Origin of the sequence: Paenibacillus castaneae (assembly GCF_002884445.1) — a bacterium.
GTDB lineage: Bacteria > Bacillota > Bacilli > Paenibacillales > Paenibacillaceae > Pristimantibacillus > Pristimantibacillus castaneae.
In genome coordinates this window covers 4,402,795-4,423,128 of sequence record NZ_KZ614144.1, presented here as the reverse complement: position 1 = coordinate 4,423,128, position 20,334 = coordinate 4,402,795, and the positions used below count along the sequence as shown (strand labels likewise).

Annotated in this window: 16 protein-coding genes; all 16 read left to right on the top strand. The window is 42.7% G+C overall.

What is annotated here, in order from left to right:
• The first annotated feature begins 10 nt into the window (after window positions 1–10).
• On the top strand, window positions 11–940 hold the full coding sequence (locus CEF13_RS19995) for an ABC transporter permease (RefSeq protein WP_102713319.1): 930 nt from the start codon (window positions 11–13) through the stop codon (window positions 938–940).
• 12 nt (window positions 941–952) lie between these two features.
• On the top strand, window positions 953–1,822 hold the full coding sequence (locus CEF13_RS19990; protein WP_102713317.1) for a carbohydrate ABC transporter permease: 870 nt from the start codon (window positions 953–955) through the stop codon (window positions 1,820–1,822).
• A gap of 81 nt (window positions 1,823–1,903) precedes the next feature.
• Complete coding sequence (locus CEF13_RS19985; RefSeq protein WP_102713315.1) at window positions 1,904–3,622, top strand: type 2 periplasmic-binding domain-containing protein; 1,719 nt, start codon at window positions 1,904–1,906, stop codon at window positions 3,620–3,622.
• Window positions 3,623–3,881: 259 nt separating this feature from the next.
• Window positions 3,882–4,538, top strand: coding sequence for a response regulator transcription factor (locus CEF13_RS19980; RefSeq protein ID WP_102713313.1), 657 nt, complete (start codon window positions 3,882–3,884; stop codon window positions 4,536–4,538).
• A 3-nt stretch (window positions 4,539–4,541) separates the two neighbouring features.
• Window positions 4,542–5,981 carry a sensor histidine kinase gene (locus tag CEF13_RS19975; RefSeq protein WP_102713311.1) on the top strand — a complete coding sequence of 480 codons (1,440 nt, stop codon included), beginning with the start codon at window positions 4,542–4,544 and terminating at the stop codon, window positions 5,979–5,981.
• Complete coding sequence (locus CEF13_RS19970; RefSeq protein ID WP_102713309.1) at window positions 5,978–6,763, top strand: hypothetical protein; 786 nt, start codon at window positions 5,978–5,980, stop codon at window positions 6,761–6,763. Before CEF13_RS19975 ends, CEF13_RS19970 begins: the two co-directional genes overlap by 4 nt.
• Before the next feature lie 203 nt (window positions 6,764–6,966).
• The gene (locus CEF13_RS19965; RefSeq protein ID WP_102713307.1) at window positions 6,967–8,370 is read left to right on the top strand and encodes an ABC transporter substrate-binding protein; all 1,404 of its coding nucleotides are present in this window, start codon (window positions 6,967–6,969) and stop codon (window positions 8,368–8,370) included.
• A gap of 79 nt (window positions 8,371–8,449) precedes the next feature.
• Window positions 8,450–9,340 (top strand): carbohydrate ABC transporter permease, encoded by an 891-nt coding sequence (locus CEF13_RS19960; protein WP_244917104.1) that lies wholly within the window; start codon window positions 8,450–8,452, stop codon window positions 9,338–9,340.
• 55 nt (window positions 9,341–9,395) lie between these two features.
• Window positions 9,396–10,229, top strand: a complete 834-nt coding sequence (locus CEF13_RS19955) for a carbohydrate ABC transporter permease (protein WP_102716463.1) — start codon at window positions 9,396–9,398, stop codon at window positions 10,227–10,229.
• 17 nt (window positions 10,230–10,246) lie between these two features.
• Window positions 10,247–11,371 (top strand): efflux RND transporter periplasmic adaptor subunit, encoded by a 1,125-nt coding sequence (locus tag CEF13_RS19950; RefSeq protein ID WP_243864280.1) that lies wholly within the window; start codon window positions 10,247–10,249, stop codon window positions 11,369–11,371.
• A gap of 175 nt (window positions 11,372–11,546) precedes the next feature.
• A complete protein-coding gene (locus CEF13_RS19945; RefSeq protein ID WP_102713303.1) occupies window positions 11,547–12,458 on the top strand; it encodes an AraC family transcriptional regulator in 912 nt (303 codons plus the stop codon).
• Window positions 12,459–12,552: 94 nt separating this feature from the next.
• Complete coding sequence (locus tag CEF13_RS19940) at window positions 12,553–13,551, top strand: phytanoyl-CoA dioxygenase family protein (RefSeq protein ID WP_102713301.1); 999 nt, start codon at window positions 12,553–12,555, stop codon at window positions 13,549–13,551.
• Window positions 13,552–13,598: 47 nt separating this feature from the next.
• On the top strand, window positions 13,599–14,390 hold the full coding sequence (locus CEF13_RS19935) for a sugar phosphate isomerase/epimerase family protein (RefSeq protein WP_102713299.1): 792 nt from the start codon (window positions 13,599–13,601) through the stop codon (window positions 14,388–14,390).
• A 311-nt stretch (window positions 14,391–14,701) separates the two neighbouring features.
• Window positions 14,702–15,934: a multidrug effflux MFS transporter gene (locus CEF13_RS19930; protein ID WP_102713297.1), complete on the top strand. Its 1,233-nt coding sequence runs from the start codon at window positions 14,702–14,704 to the stop codon at window positions 15,932–15,934.
• Between the two features lie 329 nt (window positions 15,935–16,263).
• Window positions 16,264–19,077 carry a beta-galactosidase gene (locus tag CEF13_RS19925; RefSeq protein WP_102713295.1) on the top strand — a complete coding sequence of 938 codons (2,814 nt, stop codon included), beginning with the start codon at window positions 16,264–16,266 and terminating at the stop codon, window positions 19,075–19,077.
• A 146-nt stretch (window positions 19,078–19,223) separates the two neighbouring features.
• Window positions 19,224–20,252, top strand: a complete 1,029-nt coding sequence (locus tag CEF13_RS19920; RefSeq protein ID WP_102713293.1) for a LacI family DNA-binding transcriptional regulator — start codon at window positions 19,224–19,226, stop codon at window positions 20,250–20,252.
• The last annotated feature ends 82 nt before the right edge of the window (window positions 20,253–20,334 follow it).

Below are 20,334 nucleotides of genomic sequence, written 5' to 3'. Positions count from 1 at the left end.
CGGTACAGATATGGAAATTACAAATAAAAGTAAATCGCTCAGCTATATTAAACGTTACTGGATACTCTATTTAATGATGCTTCTCCCATTGGCCTTCTTTATCATTTTCCGTTATATACCGATGGGCTACATTCAAATTGCATTTAAAAATTATAGCATTGTAAAAAGTCCCTGGGAGATGGGATGGGCAGCAAATCATGGGTTCGAATATTTTATTAAGGCCTTTTCCAATCGTGACTTTCTCTATGCACTTAGAAACACCATTCTTCTTAACTTTCTTGACTTGCTGCTTGGCTTCCCTGCACCTATTATTCTGGCCATTCTCTTAAATGAACTCGCGTTCAAACGTTTTAAGAAGTTTACCCAAACGGTTGTGTACATGCCACACTTTTTATCATGGGTTATCATTTCAGGTTTGGCACTTCAGCTTTTTGCACCGACTAATGGGCTTGTCAACATCATGATAAACAAGATGGGCTTTGCATCAATTCCGTTTCTGAATGAACCTGCGTATTGGGTGGTCACCTACATTTTTCTGGGCATTTGGCAAAGCTGTGGTTGGAATACCATCATCTATCTAGCAGCCATTGCAGGAATCAACCCAGAACTGTACGAGGCTTCAGCGGTGGATGGAGCGAGTCGTTTACGAAAAATTTGGCATATTACGCTGCCGGGAATTCGTCCTACGATTATTGTTTTGCTGATTCTAAGTCTAGGACACATTTTAGGTAGTGATTTTGAGAGACCTTACGCGCTCAGAAATACGCTTGTCACAGAAGTTTCTGACGTTATTTCCATATTCGTATACAATAACGGTATTCGTGGATTGCAATTTTCTCTCACCACTGCCGTCGGTTTATTTCAGTCCGTCGTGGGCGTCATATTTTTGTTTGGAGCAAACGCTCTGGCAAAAAAATCTGGCGAACGCGGTATCTGGTAGGAGGTTGTTAATATGATTAAATCAAAAAGTACTAGAATCGGAGACTGGATTATCGCTATATTATGTTTATTATGTGTTTTAGCCTGTCTCCTGCCGGTCTTGAATATATTGGCACGATCCTTAAGCTCTGCGGAATCCTTGATTAAAAGTGAAGTTCTACTTCTGCCTAAAGGACTTAATTTCGAGGCTTACAAGATTGTGCTTGGAGATTCCAAATACACATGGGCGTTGTTGTGGACAGCAATACTAACTGTGATCTGCACACTTTGGTCCATGTTTATGACGATTATGTGTGCATACCCGCTTATATATGACAACCTAAAAGGGAAAAAGCTAATCATGGCAGTTATCATCTTTACGATGTATTTTAGTGCAGGCATAATCCCGAACTATTTGCTTTTGAAAGAGCTGCACTTGCTCAATCATCCGTTAGTACTGATTCTGCCAGGCTCTATTAGTGTATTTTATGTCATCATCATGCGCAGCTTCTTCTATGGGATTCCTGAGAGTCTTAAAGAATCCGCTGAACTCGATGGAGCAGGACCGCTTAGGGTACTCACCAACATCTATCTACCCCTTTCCACTCCTGTGCTTGCAACGCTGGCTCTTTTCTATGCGGTAGGTCGATGGAACGGATACTTTGATGCATTGATGTTTATGTCCGATAGAACCTACTTCCCTATACAATTGCTGCTTTATAACATACTTAATAGTATCACCAGTGTTGAAGTGGCTACACAGGAAGGCTTTTCAAGCCCAGGCCTGTCTGAAACGATTAAATCAGCAACTGTTATGTTTGCCACTGTACCGATTTTGCTCATATATCCGTGGCTGCAGAGATACTTTATATCCGGTGTCACAATTGGAGCGGTAAAAGGTTAATCTTTAACACATGATAGAAATTGACTATGTCAATTTTTATAAATCAATCCAAAATAGTAATTAAAATGAGGGGGAACAAACATGGGATTTCGTAAAGCGGCATCCATTCTGGCGATTAGTACTACTCTTGCTTTAGCACTTTCAGGATGTACCAGCGACAAACCAGCACCATCAGCTTCACCAGCGCCATCAGCTTCTTCAGCACCTACATCTAATACAGCTGAAGACAGCAGCGATCCAAGACTAGAAAAGCTAGGTCTCGATTCCAATTTCAAATTCAAGGAGACTCATAAGATTACAGTAGAGATTTATGACCGTGGTAATGACGGGGGAACCAAACCAGAGGACAACTTTTATACACAATATATCAAAGACGGAATGCTTCGTGACCACAATGTAGAAGTTACTTTTGTTCCTGTTCCACGTTGGACAGAGGGCGAGGTCATTAACAACCTTTTGGCAGGGAATCAAGCGCCGGATATCAGTCTAACCTACTCTTATCCAACAATTCAAACGTACGCCAATATGGGTGGTGTTCTTGACTTAGGCCCCATTGTCGAAGAAAACAAAGACATTCTGCCAGACATGTGGGATTATCTAACCGAAGCAAACATCTATTGGGACAAGGATCCTAGCACAGGAACCTTATGGGCATTGGAAACTCGTTTGAATGTCCTTAACCGTATTAATACCTTTGTGCGCGAGGATTGGTTAAAGAAGCTCAATCTCCAAGCGCCAACAACGTTACAAGAATTTGAAAGCATGCTCGTAGCATTTAAAGACAACGCCTCTACACTTTTAGGAAAAGATGCTGACAAGATGATTCCTTTTTCAACGAGCTTTGACATCGGTTGGCGTGCAGATCATTTGACTTCATCCTTCGTGCCTAATAATTTAACAGACAAGGACATCTACATACAGGGCTTTGATGATCGACATTTCCTTTTTCCGAATTACAAAGAAGGCATAAAAACGTTGAACAAGTGGTATAACGAAGGTCTGGTTTGGAAAGATTTCTCACTTTATCCTGCCGGAGATACAACGGAAGATAATCTTATGAAAATGGGCTATGTGGGTGCATTTATACACAACTGGGATTATCCATATCGTAACGGTGACGACAGCATTCATGCAAGCCTTCAGCGGCTTGTTGGCCCAGATGCAGCTTATATTGCTGTTGAACCATTTGCCAACGATGCTGGTGTTTATAAGAAATTTTTATCAGGTCCTGTTGACCGTAAAATATTTTTCCCAGCTACAAACAAAGAACCAATTGCTTCTCTGCTCTATGTGAATTGGATTTCCAAGCTTGAAAATCGCGTATTCTTGCAATTTGGAGAAGAAGGCGTTACTCACGAAAAGTTGCCTGACGGTTCCTTTAAGACAATTGCAACAACAGGCGAAAAAATTATGAACTCTCCAGCAAACATCGACTACACAATTACAAGTAATGGTCTTAACCTTGGCGATCCTGATAAGACAGTCAAATCAATTGCCAACGGTTATGCTGGTGTTGACTCAAAATATATTGAGATAGCAAATCAAATTACAACTCATGACGGACGTGTAGGCAAAAATGCCAATGTGGGTGAAATCAAGGCAGAAGACGGGCAAGGTCAAGCACTTAAAGAGAAACGTGATACGCTCTTGAACAAGGCTGTTGTGGCATCTGTTGACAAATTTGACGCTATATATGACGCAGGCATGAAAGATTACCTCGGTTCAGGCGGTCAAGCGATTATCGACGAGCGAGCAGCTGCATGGGAGAAATATTTCGGTAAAGATACAATGCTGAAATAGCATTCTACGAGCAAAAGATTGATAAAGCCTAGAGGCTTGCGCATGCAAGCCTCTAGGCTTTTATCGAGGTAGGAATTTTTCCACCATGTAAATCCACAACCGCAAGAGGTTGTGGATTTTTCTTTTCATAGTACCTATAATCTAGAGCAGTCAGTATAAAATTAAAGATAATTAGATTAATCGTCGCTGTTGTATAATGCAAAGGTGGGTGCTACAGTACATTAAAAGAAGAGATATTAATAACTAGGAGATAAAAGGAATGCCGAAAAAAATATTGATCGTGGAAGACGATATTCATATCTCTAAAATTATAAGAATGAATCTTAAACTGGTGAATTACGAAACAATCGAGGTTTACGACGGTTTAGCAGCGCTAGAGGCAATAAAGCGGGAGAAGTTTGATCTTATTCTTCTCGATGTAATGATTCCTAAGCTTGACGGATTTGCACTGATGGAAAAAATTCAACCTCACGGTATTCCTGTCATTTTCCTAACTGCCAAAAACTCTGTCTATGATAAAGTGAACGGACTTAAGTTAGGGGCTGATGATTATATGGTTAAGCCCTTCGAAGCGATTGAATTGTTAGCTCGAATTGAATCTGTCCTTAGAAGATATGGCAAGGAAGAGCATATGATACAGTATCAAAACTTGCAAGTTGATCTGGACAAACGAGAAGCAACGATAAATGGTAAATCTATTGAACTGACTCCGAAGGAATATGATTTGTTAGTGATGCTGCTCAAAAACAAAAACATAGCATTGTCAAGAGAACAATTTATCGATAAGGTGTGGGGTGGCGATTATTATGGTGAAACTAGAACGGTTGACATGCATATTAAATCGTTACGAAAAAAACTGGATATGCAAGAGCATATTAAAACTATCTATAAAATTGGATATAGACTTGAGGATTAACGTATGAAGTTTTGGCAGAAAATTTATTTGATCTCGATCCTCGTCTTTTTTGTTATTTTTAATGCAGCATCCATTATGGTTATTGAGAGAAGTCACAATAAAATAGTAAGCCAAGAAATGAACAATGCGCTCAGTCAGAATATGAGCATCCACTCTAGTGTTGACGCGATTGTTCCTATTTTGCGTATTTATGATTCTATCGATTATGAAAAAACGGTTCTTATCAATATTGCGAATGAGTTTGTTGGCAAAAATAAAGATCAGCTCGTTTATTTGGATATTCAGAGCGACAGTAAACAGACAATATTCACTAATATTGATACTGAAATTCCTGTGCATCGCGAGGAATTGAAAGGGCTAGAGAAGAATGAGATTAATTATATTGTGCGGGACATTGACGAGCGAACACTCGTATTTACAACGAACATTGTAGACATTAACCAAAAAAAATATGTGTTCTCCTATATAAAAGATATATCAGCACTTTACAAGGATCGTATCGATCAATATCGTTTTTTTGTGAATGTAGATGTGGTTGTACTGATAATCTATTTAATTGTTATGTATTTTGTAAGCAAAGGTCTTACAAGGCCAATAGATCGTTTGAATGAAATAGCTCAGCGTATAACGAGAGGCAAATTTTCAGAGCGTGTCAGAATAAAGTCAAAGGATGAAATCGGTGTTCTAGCTAATAATTTTAACGAAATGGCTTCGGTTGTAGAGGATAAAATTAATGAACTAGAACGGATTAATGAAGGGAAACAGCGGTTTATTAACAATTTCACCCATGAATTGAAAACACCTTTAACATCCATTATCGGTTATGCTAATTTTTTGCGGACGACTAAATATAACGAAGAGTTGTTTGTAGACGCTTTGGATGTTATTTATTCTGAAGGTAAACGATTAGAGTCTCTTTCCTTGAAATTGATGGATATGATTGTGCTGCAAGGCGATCATTTCCAACTGATTGAATATGATCTGAGTGCAATCATAGCAGAGTTGGAGCCTTCACTTCGAATGAAAACGAAGGAAAAAGGAGTCATGATTGTAACGGACTGTGAAGCAGGGAAGTTGTTGCTAGAGAAAGACTTGATGATAACGTTGATTTTTAATCTAGTGGATAATGCACTTAAAGCCTCTAGTGAGCGGCAGCATATTACTATTCGTACGTATTGGAACAATAATCGATATGTTCTTGAAGTAGTTGATGAAGGTATTGGCATTGCAAAAGAACATCAGAGCAAAATTTTTGAACCATTTTATATGGCAGACAAAGCGAGAACAAAAAGCAATAATGGGGCAGGTTTAGGACTTTCGATTTGTCAAAGTGTAGCGGCCGTTCATCATGCCGTTATAGAAGTGAATAGTGAAGAGAAGCTAGGTACAACTATTAAAGTTATATTTGACCCATTTGCTCAGAAAGGTGGGACGGGCTTATGAAAAGGCTTAATAGAGCTATCTTATGTGCGACAATTATTGTTCTGCTGTCAGGGTGCAGCGGATATTTTGACACGATCGAAAAAAATAAAGTTATGGTTAAAAAGCTAAATGAAGAACAAACAAAGGGTGAAGCGAGTTACGGAGACCTACTTTCACTAGAAACGGTGAATACGTTAAGTATTAATGCAGTGAATAAATATTTTGACAAAAAACTTAAGGAAGACGATGTTCAGATAGATATAAGGGTCGTAGATCAAGAAAATTTACGCCATTTATTGGAAAACTTAGAGGATGCTGCTCCGCGACCAGAAGGAAGTAAGTCCATTCTTTTTGACACAGAGACGAATCTAAAGGAAGTACCGAGTGGTTTGTTCTATGTGGATTTGGGTGATAAAACCGATTCAACTATTCAGTATGATCTTGTACTTAACGCTAGAGACGGTAAAGTATTGCAGGTTAAGGAGCAAATCGCTCCCAAAGTAATAGTATCGCCGAAAAGTCGGGTGATCAACCCTATAATAGAGATAGACAATAGCGATTCTAATAGGCTGGATAAAGTGATTGAAATTGCTACACGATTTATTAAGGAAAAGGATGGGTCAACCTCGGTTAATTTGGCATTAGGCGAAAAATCAATGCGATGGGAAGGAACTGTTGTTGAATTATTTATTAAAGATGAACACGATGAGTCGTCTTTATATAGTGTATTTGTAGATATAAATACGAATACGGTTGTTGGTTTTAATAGGGATTTAATGGTTATGCTTAGTTTCTTTTCATAAATGGATTACCACAAAGAGTATTGAAGTCAGTTGCAGCCGCAGCTGGCTTTTTTTGTGTTGTGCACGTCTGAATAGCAAATTGACCTACTGAGTAGTTTTGAAAACTTTACAAGTTCAATACAAGTCCATCGTACTTATCATATATTTGGGCAGTACACTGATGAAAGGCCGAAGCAACTTAAATAGGGAAGGGAATGTTTCCGATGAAAAAAACGATATCAATGATGATCATAGTTGTATTACTGTTTTCAATTACTGCTTGTAGCAAGCCTGCCAATACTGGAGAGACAAACAAATCAATAGACGAGGGGAGTTCCCGAGAAGAGGCAGCTAAGGAGAAGCCACCAGCAAAAAAAGATGATAATTCACCCAAAACAATTGTGTTTTCAACTTTTTTTGAAGATGGGTTTTTCGTGGAAGCAAAAAAGAAATATGAAGCTAAACATCCTAATATTACGATTGAGTACAGCTTTATCGATTCGGATGATGCGACATTCATGGGAAAAATGGAAGAGTATATTAAGAAAATAAATACAGCAATGTTATCAGGAAATGGGCCGGATCTCATCCAAATGGACGTATTGCCAATAGGGAAATATGTAAATAAAAACTTGTTGGCAGACATGAGCAAAATGATGGATAACGATCCTGCATTTAAAAGAGAGGACTATTTTACAAACGTGTTGGACGGCTCGAAAGTGAACGGCAGTTTGTACGGTATGCCTTTAAACTTCTTTATGTATGGTTTTATTGGGAATGAAACAGTCATCGAAAAAAGCGGAGTGGCTTTTGAGGATCACAATTGGAGCTGGAATCAATTTTTTGAAGCTGCAGAAGGTCTCAAGGCTTATGGCGACCCAAACTATTCGTATTCGTTAGCTGCTTATCCAGAAGAGTTATTGAATGGAATCGTAATGGACCAGTACACTTCATTTGTGGATGAGCCTAATGGAAAAGCGAAGTTTGATTCGGATTCTTTTATCCAATTACTGAAGCAAGTAAAAGGCTTGTATGATAAGGGGATCGCTACCACTGAGAATGTGCATTCAATCTTTAGGGAAGAGCAAATTAATTCGCCCTCGGACTATTTCCTCGCATTAAAACTAAGTGAAAACTTTGCTAAAGGCTATGAAAGCTATGAATACAAATCAAAGCTATATTCGAGTCCAAAGGGCGAAGGGCAAGGGAAGGGTGGATACTTTAGAAGCTATAAAACGATGGGTATTAACGAAAAGTCTTCAGTGAAAGAAGAAGCATGGGATTTTGTTAAATTCATCTTGTCCGAGGAGATGCAAGGATCAAGGGGCACTGGATTCCCTTTAAATAAAGAGGTATATAAACAACAAGTGGAGGAACTACTGAAGAAGGGCAAAGTTGAGGATCATCCGGAAGGATTTCTAGGCGGTATAGTCTTTACGATAACAGCACAGGATATCGAAGGTCTGGATATATTTTTAGAGCAAGCGCAGTATCCTGTTGCGTTTAATCGTGACCAAGTGCAAGAGATAATCGTTGAAGAGTCTAAAGCTTATTTTAGCGGACAGAAATCTGCAGTAGCGGTAGCGAAACTGATGCAAAATAGAATATCCCTTTATTTGAATGAATAAGAAATGGTTTGTAATAAACCTTGAGCGGGAGTTCAAGGTTTGTTTTTTTACTAGAAAACGGAAAGGTGGGTGGACGAAAGTGGCTACTCGCATATGGAAGAAGGGAGTAAAGGTAATTAGAAGAGATAGTGCGATCGCTCTTCTTTTCTTGGCTCCAAGCCTGGTTGGTTTTGCATTATTTTATTTCATACCCTTTGTAATGGGTTTTTTTTATTCCTTGCAAGACAATGTTGTGGATGGCTCTTTTGTTGGTGTAGATAATTATAAGGAATTGTTGGAGAGCAGCTCATTCCGCAAAGCAATAAACAATACGTTGTTGTTTACTGGTGTAAGCGTACCGCTCATTATTGCGTTGTCCTTGTTGTTAGCCCTTATTTTGAATCAAAAGATCTTTTTCCGAAAAGGATTGCAGACTGCATTTGTTATGCCGCTTGTTGTGCCCATCGCATCTATCGTTATGATCTGGCAAATTTTATTCGACTGGAATGGAACGTTAAATAAATGGTTGCAGGACATGTCGATTGATCGGATAGACTGGATGAAATCTGATTGGTCTATGGGTGTGCTTATATTTGTTTATGTGTGGAAAAATATTGGCTACAACATCATTTTATTTCTGGCCGGACTGCAAAGTATTCCGAGCGATTACTATGAAACCGCAGATATTGAAGGCGCTGGGAGGTTTCCCAAACTGCTTCATATTACGATGGTCTATTTAACGCCTACGACGTTTTTTGTTACTCTCATGTCGATTCTTAATTCCTTTAAAGTATTTCGGGAAACGTACCTGATTGCAGGTGATTATCCGTATGACCGCATCTATATGCTCCAACATTATATGAACAACATGTTCATGTCACTCGATATACAAAAGCTTACAGCTGCTGCAACATTAATGGTCGCAGGCATTCTCTTGCTCGTGTCTGCCATGTTATATGTTGAGCGCCGTTTCAGGCAATTTATTGATTAGCTTCTAGGGGGTGTGCAAATTGAGGATAGTCGGAAAAATTTCATTAACTGTTCTGATGGGGATAATAGCCCTGCTGATGTTATTTCCTATTCTATTTACGGTCTCAAACTCTTTCATGTCAGAAGGTGAAATAGCATATAACTACCAGTTGATTGGCAAGATGATTGATGTCGAGGCAGGGGGGGCCGATGGTTTTATTAACGTTAAGCTTATTCCCGATTGGCTGTCATTTAAGCAATATTCAGAGGTGCTGATTCAAACACCTGTGTTTCTTCATAAGTATTGGAACTCGATATTTATAGTTGTACCAATTATCGCAGGGCAAGTGTTGGTAGCTTCCCTTGCTGCATACGCTTTTGCCAAACTTAGGTTCAAGGGACGGGATGGATTATTTCTAATTTATATAATGACGATGTTAATGCCATTTCAAGTCACCTTAGTTCCTAATTATATCATTGTAGAGAAACTCGGGCTCATGAATACATCCTCTGCACTTATTTTACCCGGTATATTCAGTGCATTTGGTGTTTTTATGCTGCGGCAGTTTATGTTTCATATTCCAAGTTCATATATTGAGGCTGCCAAAATCGATGGTGCTGGTCATTTCCGTATTTTTTATAGCATTATCGTTCCACTAATTGGCCCCGGTATTGCTGCTCTAGTTGTTCTGTTGTTTGTTGACAATTGGAATATGGTTGAGCAACCGCTCATTTTTTTGCAGGATACTTTCAAACAGCCGTTATCACTCTATTTGTCTCGAATTAACGAAGGAGCTCGGGGTGTTGCATTTGCTGCGTCTGCCTTGTATATGGCCCCGATGGTGCTGTTGTATTTGTATGCAGAATCTTATTTTGTTGAAGGTATACAGCTATCAGGTATTAAAGGGTAGGAAAGGAGGTGGAAGCGTTGCAAAACGAAGAAAGAAAGAGGAATGGTAAAAGAATGCTTCGTATTCTGTTTGGATGTTTTATAGGACTGCTGCTGCTGTTTACGCTATTTAGCAACACGCTGCTGTCTCTAACATTACCAACAGTAGCAATAGTAGAATCACGTAAGGGAGAGTTGGTCCATAAGTATCAAGGCAATGGTGTGCTGAAATATAGAGAAGAGCTTCCTTTGACGAACCCTATGGGATGGAAAGTAACGAAGGTGGCAGTAAAGGAGGGTGACCTTGTGAAGAAAGGAGATACTTTAATCGTCTATAATAGTAAGTCTGCTGAACAACAAATAGTGGAGGAGCAAGCGGGTCTGCAGAAGCTGAAGCTGGAAATGGAAGAGTTACAGGACCTTCTTGTTGAGGCGATAAGAAACGGGGATGAAAATAGTAATCGAAGCGTCAAGCGAGATTTACAAAAAGGTGAGATCGATATGAATATGATGAAGAGGAACATCGAACGGTTGCAGGATGATCTGGCTAACAATCGCAAATTGATTGCTCCGTTCAACGGAATTGTGACAAAAGTAAATGCGGTGGAGGGTCTAAGCTTAACAACTGACGGAATTGATGTGATGCTTGCAAATGGAAGCAAGGAGCTGGAGTTTGAATTCACAGCGCCTGCTAAAGTGGCCGCTAATCTTAGGGCTGGAGAGAGGCTAAACGTGTATGTACCGAGTATCCCGGGCAAGCAAGTTGATGGTGTCATTGTAGAAATGGAGAATAGTGTCGCAGGGGGTGAGGAAGCAGTCGCCTCTAGCATTCCGATGAAACGTCTTCTAGTTACAGTCAATGATGCTGAGGTGAGTAGTGGGGACAACGTGGTCATTGATTTGACAAACAAGGTGGCCGAGAAAAAGATGCTGCTGCCTAATAAAGCGATTCATGAAGACGGCAGCGGATCATATATTTATAGAGTGGAAGAGAAGAAAGGTCCACTAGGCAATACTTTTTATGCCCGTAAAGTATTTATTTCTGTAATGGACTCCAATGATCATCAATCAGCTGTAACGGATCAGCTATTTGAATCGGATAAGATCATTATCGAGAGCAGCCAACCATTGCAGGATGGAAGCAAGGTACGAATACATTTTTGATGACCAAGTAAACAAAATGTCTACTAAACTGAGAGGTACTTAAGCGCAACGAATCTATTGGTCTTATACTTATAAAACGAAGAAAAGCTCTTCAGTTACCTGAAGGGCTTTTCTTCTGACTGCGGCCGGCTGTAAAATAAATACAACGGTCAGTATAAATTCAGCGGAGAGGCAGATGAAGAACATGAGCGAACAGGAGCCTAGCCACTGGCCCTCAATAAATAATGTAGGAGACTTCGTCATTCAAGCTGGGTTTGTGCTTGGGCCCCGGCAAATTGACGATTTCGAATTAGTCTACTTTCCCGATGGCACCCAAACGGAATATGAGATAGGTGAGCGCCTATTTGTTCTTAATGAGCCTTGCTTCATATTCACGCGCCCAGGTGACTGGCATACCTACCGGTTCGCGCCGGAAAAAAACGTACGACATTTGTTCGTGCATTTTGATTATGCCTCTCTACGCGAAGCGGACGAGCGATTCGAGGCATTGCTCCAAGAAGGTCATATGTTCCTAGCAAGGCGCCATATGCTCGTAACCAGCTTAATGGAGAAAATGCTTTGGATTGCGAATCACCAGCCAGCGCATTGGCCAAGAAGGCTTGCCGTTTTGGTTTCCGCATCTTTAGAAGAGCTGTCGTCCTTTTCCGCACAAGTCGCGGAAGGGGAGACCATCTCATTGCCTGTCCCTATTCAACACGCGATTACGTATATGGAAGAGCATTTGACCGATCCCGTAAAAATTGAAGAAATCGCTTCTATATCGGGCTGGTCTCATGAATATTTCACACGAATGTTTGTTGCTGCCACAGGCATGTCCCCAAAACGGATGCTGCTTGAGTTACGGTTTCGGCGTGCCGAGCTATTGATGATGGGGGGCTTCAGCACGGTGAAGCAAATCGCCTATTCGGTTGGCTTTAGGGATGAACACCATTTCTCTAAAATGTATAAAAAAGTTCGCGGAATAACAGCATCGGATTACATAAAAAGATGTCAGGATCCATTATTCCGCCACACGGTATCCGTATTGGACCCGTACACACCTTATCCTTTGAATCGAAATATTTTGGTGAATTCCTTGGTCAAATAAACACATCATTTCCCGGTTTTAGACTATGGAGGGTGCTGCTGCAACACGCTACAATTAGCGGGTAAGCATTTCATTCTAAGGAGTGATCGGATAGATGGGGAAGTTTTATGTGCCTAAATCACGTGCAAGGGACAACCGCTATTTAGTAAGCGTGAAGGAATATTCCCACTATCACAGAGAAGGCTACTTAATTGTCCGAAACCTATTGTCAAAAGAAGACATCGCCGAGCTCTATGAATTAGCAGAGCAGTCAAGGCTTAATAGCCTTCAGCTTGATAAGCAGGCAGATAGTGATAATAAGGATCCTCTCAAAGAGGAATTTGCAAAGGCGACACGCATCCATATGATGTCTCGTTTAAACGCAGCAGCGGAGAGGGGCATCCTAAACCCTCGAATTGTCGATGTTACGGAGGCTTTGGTTGGGCCGGATGTATACGCTCTTCAGTCCATGCTTTTTTTAAATCCTCCTGGAAAAGGCGGCCAAGGCTGGCATCAGGATGCATGTTATATTAAAACGCATCCGGATACGCTAATCGGAGCGTGGATTGCCTTAGAAGATGCAGATGAAGAAAATGGCTGCTTATGGGTTGTACCTGGTTCGAACCACGAACCCATATATCCTCCTGATGGTGTCGGAGGAGGAAATGTACATGCAGTGGATGCATTCGAGGACTTGAATGGCGTGCAGAATGTAAGCCATTTGGACGATAATGTGAACACGCTTTCTAAGGTTGTCGCAAACTATCCTCCAGCCATACCCGTTCCGCTAAGCCCGGGGGATGTTTTGTTTTTTCATTCTCATTTGCTTCATCGGTCCTATCCGAACCGTACCCAAGACCGGTACCGCCGCTCGTACGTTTGCCATTATTGCAATGCTCGTTCTTGGGTGCCATGGGACCATGACGGATTCGAAGGCCAATCAGGGAATTACCGTCAAATTCTCGCCCGTGGAAATACCGACCATCCTTATGCAGAGCCTGCATTCGGAACGGAGGTATATTTGGCAGACGAAGAAGAGGAATCGAGCAGCGTAACGATGATGGGGATGGAAAATGGGATGATGATGCCGATGGGCATGGAGAAAGATGAATAAGCAGTATTGTTTTATGTACAGTGAAGATTGAACGGAGGAGGGCTCATATGAAATTGCAACTATTTCATGCCTTTTGGGGTATGGAAGGCTCATTGCGGGAGAAATTCGAACGAGCTGCTCATCATGGTTATCAAGGCGTTGAAACAGCGCTTCTAGAGAATAGAGACAGGAATGAGTTTAAGGAGCTGCTGGAAGAGTTCCAGCTATTATACATTCCGCAGATCTTTACGCACGGGAATCATGAGGAATCGTTCCAGGAGCAATTAGAGCAAGCGATGACATTTTCGCCGGTATTCGTAAATTCACATACCGGCAAAGATTATATGACAGAAGAAGAGCAGTTTCCCTTGTTTGAGTTTGCTTTGAGAAAAGAGCAAGAGCTTGGTATTTCCGTTGCGCATGAAACCCATCGGGGACGCGCAATGTTTACTCCGCGTGCGACTGCGAAGCTGCTGAAGCAATTTCCTGAATTGAAAATAACAGCAGATTTCAGCCATTTCACCTGTGTTTGCGAATCTTTGCTACATGATCAAGAAGCGGATTTAGCCCTTTTGATAAGGCGGACACTTCACACTCACGGAAGAGTAGGATTTACGCAAGGACCTCAGGTGCCGCACCCAGCTGCGCCTGAGTATGCAGAGGAACTTGCCAGATTCGAGGGCTGGTGGGATGAGATTTGGCAGTGCCGACGCCAAGCAGGCATGCTGCAGACAACGGTGACTCCTGAGTTTGGTCCAGTTAATTATATGCCGAGGATTCCTTTCACTGGTGAGCCGACAGCCGATTTGTTTGAAGTCAATCAGTTTATTGCGAAACGTTTCTTGGTGAAATATGAATAATTTCTATTTTTAAAAAATTCAATATGTAGTTAAGACCGTCAGAGCAACAATATGTGCTGACGGTCTTTAGTGTGCACCCAGCATGGGCGCTATCTCTAAGGTTAAAGACCCGAATGGTGAAGGCAGTAGTAGCTATAGCTCCGTACGAGAGTAAATGAAGCAGATAGATGAAGAGGAAGATAGCGCTTTGTCTCTTTCTAGTAAAGGGATCAAATTACTATTGGGTTTATCTCTATCTTCGTCTATAATGAAACAAGTTTACATGATTAGCATGATTCATCATCTGGAATAGTTTAGGAGAAGATTATACGATGTCTGCAACAAAAAATTATGATCGCTTAAGATTAGTATTACTGTTAGGTGCTTTTTCAGCCCTTGGTCCACTTACGATTGACATGTATTTGCCGTCATTCCCGCAAATTACCGCTGATTTCGGAACCGAGGCTTCTCTTGTTCAGCTTAGTTTGACAGCATGCCTCATTGGATTAGGTTTGGGTCAAATTATTATGGGACCATTAAGTGACGTTCATGGGAGACGCAAGCCAATTATTATTTCACTTGTTTTCTATCTGATTGCTTCGTTTGTCTGTGCGATCTCCCCCAATATTTATTGGTTTATAGCTGCACGCTTTGTTCAAGGTTTCGCTGCCTCTGCGGGCATTGTTATCTCCCGAGCAATCGTACGCGATGTATACAGCGGAACAGAATTAACGAAGTTTTTCTCGATGCTCATGCTTGTAAATAATCTGTTTCCTATGATTGCGCCTTTGGCTGGCAGCGGTGTGATCTCATTTACAACGTGGGTAGGTGTGTTTTTCGTACTGAGCATTGTTGGTTTACTACTCGTTATTTTGGCAACGACGAACTTAAAAGAGACCTTGCCTGCCGAGAAGCGGGTATCCGGTAACTTCGGCGAGCTGTTAACTGGTATTCAAGCTCTGCTTAAAGATCGGCAGTTTCTCGGTTATGCGCTTGCACAAGGCATTATGATTGGGGGCGTATTTGCTTACGTATCAGGGACTCCATTTGTTTATCAAAATATTTACGGAGCTTCTCCACAACTGTTCGCGCTATTGTTTGCATCCAATGGAATAAGCTTAATTATTGGTTCACAGGTCGTTGGATGGTTCAGCAAATCGTTCTCGGAACGCAAATTTGTTATCCTTGGCTTACTGTTAGCTTGTACGGCCAGTTTTGCAGCCTTGATCGTTATTTTATTGCACGGTCCTTTACTGGCATTGGTTGTTCCGTTGTTCTTCTTTGTGGCGTCAATCGGTATGACGGCAACAGCTTCTTTTGTTCTGGCGATGGGTTCGCAAAGCCAAAGGGCAGGAAGTGCAGCCGCCCTGCTTGGTTTATTGCCTTTTGTGATTGGTGCATGTACTTCACCACTAGTCGGCGTTGCCGGAGAGTATTCCGCAGTTCCGATGGGGATCATCATCTTGTCCACTAGCCTGCTTGCTCTTTTCGCTTTCTTTGGACTCGCACAGAAGTCGCAAATTAAGATTACTAGTAACCCTGTTACATCAAAGGTTTCTCAATAAAGCCCCTGATTGTCGTATTTGGTGAAATAACTTTATTAAAGTGGAATATAGCTTAGACGTCCTTATATAGGGCGTCTATTTTATTATAATTGAGCTGATGAATACGGCGAACACATGTGGCGATGGCGAAGGGAAACTGATGAGAGGGTAGCCGTTGACAACGTTTACCAAGTAGTTCTATAATTTAAATGCCATTAATGAAACCCATTTCATAAATTATTGTTGAAAATATTAAATACGTATATCGCTGCTTTCAATGCTTAGGTATTCATGTATTCGATCAGCGATTCTACTAAGACAATGCGTTCAGAAAGGAAGGTAAGAGATTCATGACTTATACGAATGAGACCTCTGGATTACAAACATTAATAGACAATTCACAGCAAGGAACGCAGCTTCATTACGATGCGAAGAGTTTTATAATCGGGGGAAAGAGAGTGTTTCTGAACATCGCGTCGATTCATTATTTTCGGATGCCGAGGCAGGAATGGCGGGAAGTGCTGGTCAAAGCAAAGCTTGCTGGAATGAATTGCGTCGATACTTATTTTGCTTGGAACGTGCATGAACCGGAAGAAGGAAAATGGGACTTTAGCGGCGACAACGATTGTGGGGCTTTCCTTGATTTGTGCGCCGAGCTGGGACTGTGGGTTATCGCGCGGCCGGGACCGTTCATCTGTGCAGAATGGGATTTTGGCGGTTTTCCATATTGGCTGAAAACCAAAGAAAACATGCAGTTCCGAACGGACAATGAAGCGTATCTCCGTTACGTCTATCTATACTTTGACCAGATTGTTCCGATTATCCGTTCTCGTCAAATTACGCAAGACGGCACCGTTATTCTCGTTCAGGTGGAGAACGAATACGGATATCTGGCCGGTGACGTGTTGGGCATGTCTTATATGAACGGTCTTCGCGACGCTTTGCTGGAACGGGGAATTGACGTGCCGTTGATCACCTGCGAGGGAGGCGCCGAAGGAACGATAGAAGGCGCGAATTTTTGGTCAGGCGCAGACGGACATTATGAGAAGTTAATGCGCAAGCAGCCAGACGTTCCGAAGCTTGTAACCGAATTTTGGACGGGGTGGTTCGAGCATTGGGGAGCGCCAGCGGCTACGCAGAAAACGCCCGTTTTGTATGAAAAACGGATGATGGAGGCCATTCGTGCCGGTTTTGACGGCATCAGCCATTATATGTTTTTTGGCGGCACCAACTTTGGAGGATACGGTGGGCGTACGGTAGGAAGCAGTGATATTTATATGGTGACCTCCTATGATTACGATGCTCCTTTATCGGAGTACGGAAGAATTACAGCTAAATTTAGAACAGCCAAAAAGGTATCCTTGTTCACGCAGGCGCTTGGCGACTTCTTACTGGAATCGGAGCCAATGGATAACATGGCGCGTTGCGAGGAAGGTATCCAGCTCCAAGGCAGGGAGTGGAACGGACAAAAGCTGTGGTTTGCCGAAAGTGTTAAGCAGGAAAAGGGAATGTTTCCGATTACGCTCGAAAGCGGTCGAACGCTTCCGGTGTCGATCAAGCCGGGGCAGATCGTTCCGATTCTCGACCGGATCGAAATTTGTCCAGGTCTAAAGCTCACTAGCGGCGGATTTCTAATCGGCAACGACCGAATTGGTGAAGTTCGAACCGTGATATTGGCGGGAGACGACGGAGGGCGTACGCATATCATATTCGAATCAGATCAGCCCATTCATTACGATAATGCAGGAAGTATCCCGCATGAGAGCAGCCCGGACGGCCGAACACTGCATATGGACGTTTTCCATTTCCAGACGTCGCAGCGCATTTGGCTGAAGGTTGGCGGGCAACTCGTCGAAGTAATTATGTTAAACGGCTATATGTCGGATAGGGCATGGAAGCTCCAAGGGAACGAAGTCCGCTGGGCAATCGGCTGGGAGGATTTGGACTTAGGAGCCGAGGGGAGAATTAGCGGAGTAAGCGGCGGCTCCGATTGCGATCCGTTCCTTTTAGGGAATTGGGATCGTAAAGGCGACGATGGGCGGGATACTGGAGACAGAATATTACACGGCTCCGGCAATGACACCAAACCGCTGCTCTCGCCAAACTTGTCGGAGTGGAAGCGGAAAACCGTACCTCTTCTCTCGCTTGGATCAGGAGGGATTGCCGAACGTCCACGCGGATTTGCGGAGCTTGCTCTGGCATTCGGTTATCTCATTTACAGCAGTGATGTGGAATGTGATCGAGATCAAGAAAGCACGCTTATTTTCTCAGCCATACAAGATTCTGCACGCCTGTTTGTAAACGGACGAGAGCAAGCGATGATCCGCCAGGTCGGCGCGGCGTCTGCTGTCGTGCGTCTAACGAAGGGAAGAAACAAGCTGCAGCTTCTTGTACAGCATATGGGCAGTCTCAATTTTTCTCCTTATTTGGGTGAAGAAAAGGGAATATTCGGAGCGATATATATGGACGGCTCGGCCATCGAGCTTCGAAGAGGATGGTATTGCGGCGAAGAAGTTGTCCATCTGGACGAGGTTAATCCCGGACCTTTTGCTTCCGCGCTAACGCGAACGTTCGAGCTGATGGAGAATGACCAAGCGATACTGGTTGGTGCATTAAACAGCGGACTTCGGATTAACGGCAGGGAGGTTCTTATCGATGGTTATCAGAATTGGTTTGCTTATCATGCAGTTGACATCTCTGCCTATCTCGTCAAAGGCAGCAACTTGATTGAAATGCCGGTATCTCAAACGCCTTTGAATCGGCTGGAGCTGCTAATGTTTAACCGATCACGTGAATTGAGAAATTGGTCGTCAGTCTTGCTGGAAGACGCGGTGAATTTTGAGGAAGGTTCAGACTCCATCGGATCCGGGCCTACATGGAATCGTAGCAAGTTCGATCTTCCTGCAATTTCAGAGGATATAAATCCTAAGCTAAAGCTCCGAATGACGGGAATGAGCAAAGGCTATTTGCTTCTGAACGGCCGAAACCTGGGGCGCTATTGGCAAATTGGGCCTCAGGAGGATTACAAAGTTCCGATGGCGTGGCTGAAGCAGACCGGCAATGAGCTAATCTTGTTTGATGAAGAGGGAAGACGGCCAGATCGGGTAAAGCTCTTCTTTGACGAGCAATCGAATCGAAGCTGGCAACCGCTAAATGAAACGTAATTAGGTTTTATAGATGGGGCAGGAACGATCGTTGAAGCGACGAGCCTGTCCCTTTTAACGATGACAAATGTAACGCATTACATACCATGTCCGTCTTTGCTATAATGGGACGAGATAGACGTGAAATCAGGAAGGAAGCGTTAGGCTTGAGACAGGTCACCATATATGATATTGCAAAGGAAGCAAATGTATCGGTTTCGACTGTATCCCGGGTATTAAACGATACCGCTCCGGTAAAGGAATCTACCCGTGCCAAGATTGAAGAACTTATTCAAAAATACAACTTTCAGCCTAATGCGATGGCCAGAAGCCTTCTTACAAATGAAACTGGAATTATTGGCGTGATCGTGCCCGATCTAACCAATCCCTTCTTTCCGGAAGTGTTCGCTGGAGCAGAGAATGAGGCCCAGCAGTCGGGACAAACATTCCTGCTTAGCAATACGATCGGCGATTATGCTAAGGAATCACAATATCTCAGCATTCTGCGGGAGAAACGTGTGGACGGTATTATATTTTTGGGCGGAAGAATCAATCTAAAGAACTGCGATGAGCATCTGGTGCAGGAGCTCGTGCAGTGTGCTAGCGTCATTCCGACCGTACTAGTCAATGGAGCCTTGCGGGGCACCGATTTAATTAGGGTAGCTACGGACGAGTCGGCTGGCACCGCTCTGGCTGTACGGCACTTGATTGAACTGGGGCATTCAGAAATCGGATTCATCGGCGGAGAAAGTCATATGACAACAACTTCCAACAAGCTGCGAGCATTCCGTAAGACGATGAAAGATGGAGGGCTGGATGTCCGAGAGGAATGGCTGCTGCCCGACAGCTTCTCCATTGATTCGGGCAAGCGACAAATGCTGAAGCTGCTCGCGATGAAGGAGAAGCCGACTGCGGTGTTCTGCGTCAATGATTATACGGCGATCGGAGCGATCAAGGCGGTGACGGATGCAGGACTAACGATTCCAGACGATATGTCTATCGTCGGATTTGACGATATTCCATTGGCGCATCATTTTATCCCCGAATTGACTACTGTTTCCCAGCAGGCACACGAGCTAGGCAGGACGGCAGTCAAAGTGCTTAAAGCGATGATGAACAAAGAAAAAGTTAAGAAGCTTACCTCGCTCGAGCCTCAGCTTATTATTCGGCAAAGCTCGGGGCCCTATAAGCGATGAACCCTTTACAGCACTTATAATAGTTAAATTCTTTCTAAAAGAGCAGTAACCAGAATATCTGGATGCTGCTCTTTTATTATTT